Genomic DNA, 2,928 nt, shown 5'->3' with positions numbered 1-2,928 from the left:
GCGGTCGCGCCGGGTGGCGCGAATCGTCTGCGAATTGCTGGTAAACACCGTCGGGCCGCCGCCTGGCCGCCCGCGAAAGTTTTCCTGCCGACTGCCGTAAACCTGTTTAACGGCGGTCTCCCCGCCGGTCATTCGTGAGGGACAGGCAGTGCTGATTATCGTGGGAACACTCGTGACGCTGTTGTCCGTCTTCGGCGGTTATGCGCTGGCAGGCGGGCATCTGGGCGCCTTGATCCAGCCGGTCGAGATCCTGATGATCGTGGGTGCCGGTGTCGGCGCGTTCATCCTCGGCAATGGCGGCAAGACCATCAAGGCCACGCTGCGCGTGCTGCCGACGCTCTTCAAGGGCTCGAAATACACGAAGGATGTCTACATGGAGCTGATGGCGCTTCTTTACGTGCTGCTCGCAAAGGCACGCAAGGAAGGCACGCTTACGCTCGAGGCCGACATCGACGATCCGGAAAAGAGCCCGATCTTCACGCAATACCCGAAAATCCTCGCCGATCATCACATCGTCGAATTCCTGACCGACTACCTGCGCCTGATGGTGGGCGGCAACATGAACGCGTTCGAGATCGAAAGCCTGATGGACGAGGAGATCGAGACGCACCACGCGGAAGGCGAAGGCCCCGCGCACGCACTGATGCGCGTCGGCGACGCGATGCCGGCGTTCGGTATCGTCGCGGCCGTGATGGGCGTCGTGCACACGATGGCGTCCGCCGACAAGCCGCCCGCGGTGCTCGGCGCGATGATCGCGCAGGCGCTGGTCGGCACGTTCCTCGGGATCCTGCTGTCGTACGGGCTGATCGGGCCGCTCGCGAGCCTCGCGGAGCAGCGCGTCGCCGAGTCGACCAAGATGTTCCAGTGCATCAAGGTGACGATCCTCGCGACGCTGAACGGCTATGCGCCGGCGATCGCGGTCGAGTTCGGCCGCAAGGTGCTGTTCTCGACCGAGCGCCCGTCGTTCTCCGAGCTCGAAGAACATGTGCGCCGCGTGAAGGCGAAGTGACGCGGAGCGCCCAATGAGCAAGAGCAAGGATCGCGCAATCGTCGTCAAGCGGGTGGCCCCGTCGAAGAAGGGCCACCACGGCGGCGCATGGAAGCTCGCGTACGCGGACTTCATGACCGCGATGATGGCGTTCTTCCTGCTGATGTGGCTGCTGAGCTCGGTCACGCCGGTGCAGATGAAGGGGATCGCCGAATACTTCAACACGCCGCTGAAGGCCGCGCTGTTCGGCAGCGGCGACCGCAGCTCGCAGGATTCCAGCATCATCAACGGCGGCGGCCGCGACCTGTCGAGCGTCGACGCCGGCACGCTGCGCCGCACCGACGGTACGACGCAACTCGCCGAACGCCTCGCGAAGGTGGGCGACGAGCATTCCCGGTCGCAGGAGCAGGGTGCGCAGGACCGGCTCGAACAGGCGCGCCTGCACGACCTGCAGATCAAGCTGATGGCCGCGATCGAGGCCAACCCGACGCTGCGCCAGTTCAAGCAGCAGATCCGCATCGATTCCACGCTGATGGGGCTGCGCATCGAGATCGTCGATACGCAGAAGCGGCCGATGTTCGCGATGTCGAGCGACAACGTCGAGCCGTACATGCGCGACATCCTGCGCGAGATCGGCAAGACGCTGAACGACGTGCCGAACCGGATCATCGTCCAGGGCCACACCGACGCCGTGCCGTACTCGGGCGGCGAGGGCGGCTACAGCAACTGGGAGTTGTCGGCCGACCGCGCGAACGCGTCGCGCCGCGAGCTGATCGCCGGCGGCATGGACGAGGCGAAAGTGCTGCGCGTGCTCGGCCTCGCGTCCACGCAGAACCTGAACAAGGCCGACCCGCTCGATCCGGAAAACCGCCGGATCAGCGTGATCGTGCTGAACCGCAAATCCGAAGAGGCGCTGATGCGCGACGATGCGACGACCACGACGCTGTCGGCCGATGCGGCCGGCTCGCAGCAGCTCGCGCAGCAGCTGGCCCCGGCGCCGGCCGCGCGCCCGGCGCTCGCGGCGTCCGCCGTCGCCGTGCCGAAACCCTGACGTTTACAAGATTCCGAGACAGACATGATCCGAACCATTCTCGCCATCGACGACTCCGCGACCATGCGTGCGCTGCTGCAGGCAACGCTGATGCAGGCCGGCTACGACGTGACGGTGGCGCCGGACGGCGAGGCCGGCTTCGACCTGGCGGCCACCGTGCCGTACGACCTGGTGCTGACCGACCAGAACATGCCGCGCAAGAGCGGGCTCGAAGTGATCGCCGCGCTGCGCAAGCTGACCGCCTATACGGAAACGCCGATCCTCGTGCTGACGACGGAAGGCAGCGACGCGTTCAAGGACGCCGCACGCGACGCGGGCGCGACCGGCTGGATCGAGAAGCCGATCGATCCCGCCGTGCTGGTCGACCTGGTCGCGACGCTGTCCGAGCCGGCCGCCTCCTGACATTCACGCGACGCATTCAACCCGGGACCGGGCATGACTCTCGACATCACTCAGTTCTACCAGACATTTTTCGACGAAGCGGACGAGCTGCTCGCGCAGATGGAGCAGTTGCTGCTGAACCTCGACGTCGGCTCGCCCGACCCCGAGGATCTGGCCGCGATCTTCCGCGCCGCGCATTCGATCAAGGGCGGCGCGGCGACGTTCGGCTTTTCCGCGCTGACCGATACGACGCACATCCTCGAATCGCTGCTCGACCGCGCGCGCAACCATGAGCTGACGCTGACCAAGGAAATGGTCGACGCGTTCCTGGAGACGAAGGACGTGCTGTCCGACCAGCTCGTGGACTACCGCGCGAGCGCCGAACCGGACGCGGCCGCTGCCGCGACGATCTGCGCGAAGCTCGAACGGCTGAAGGCCGAGAGCGGCGCGGGTGCGCCGGCTGCGGCTGCGCCCGTGGCGCCGGTCGTTGCCGCCGTTGCGCCGGCTA

The 2,928-nt window shown here is 66.5% G+C and carries 4 protein-coding genes; all 4 read left to right on the top strand.

Annotated features, from left to right (window positions below; genetic code table 11):
* The first annotated feature begins 148 nt into the window (after positions 1 to 148).
* The gene (gene motA, locus G3O00_RS41375; protein ID WP_011350592.1) at positions 149 to 1,009 is read left to right on the top strand and encodes a flagellar motor stator protein MotA; all 861 of its coding nucleotides are present in this window, start codon (positions 149 to 151) and stop codon (positions 1,007 to 1,009) included.
* Between the two features lie 13 nt (positions 1,010 to 1,022).
* Positions 1,023 to 2,039 (top strand): flagellar motor protein MotB, encoded by a 1,017-nt coding sequence (gene motB / locus G3O00_RS41370; protein ID WP_011350593.1) that lies wholly within the window; start codon positions 1,023 to 1,025, stop codon positions 2,037 to 2,039.
* A 24-nt stretch (positions 2,040 to 2,063) separates the two neighbouring features.
* Positions 2,064 to 2,441 carry a response regulator gene (locus tag G3O00_RS41365; RefSeq protein ID WP_011350594.1) on the top strand — a complete coding sequence of 126 codons (378 nt, stop codon included), beginning with the start codon at positions 2,064 to 2,066 and terminating at the stop codon, positions 2,439 to 2,441.
* A 33-nt stretch (positions 2,442 to 2,474) separates the two neighbouring features.
* Positions 2,475 to 2,928, top strand: a 454-nt coding sequence (locus tag G3O00_RS41360; RefSeq protein WP_206146456.1) for an Hpt domain-containing protein, incomplete at its 3' end; no start/stop codon positions are given.

Origin of the sequence: Burkholderia sp. Ac-20384, assembly GCF_017104605.1 — a bacterium.
Taxonomy (GTDB): domain Bacteria; phylum Pseudomonadota; class Gammaproteobacteria; order Burkholderiales; family Burkholderiaceae; genus Burkholderia; species Burkholderia lata.
Note: the sequence above shows the minus strand (reverse complement) of the source record. Positions and strands in the feature narration are given on the sequence as shown.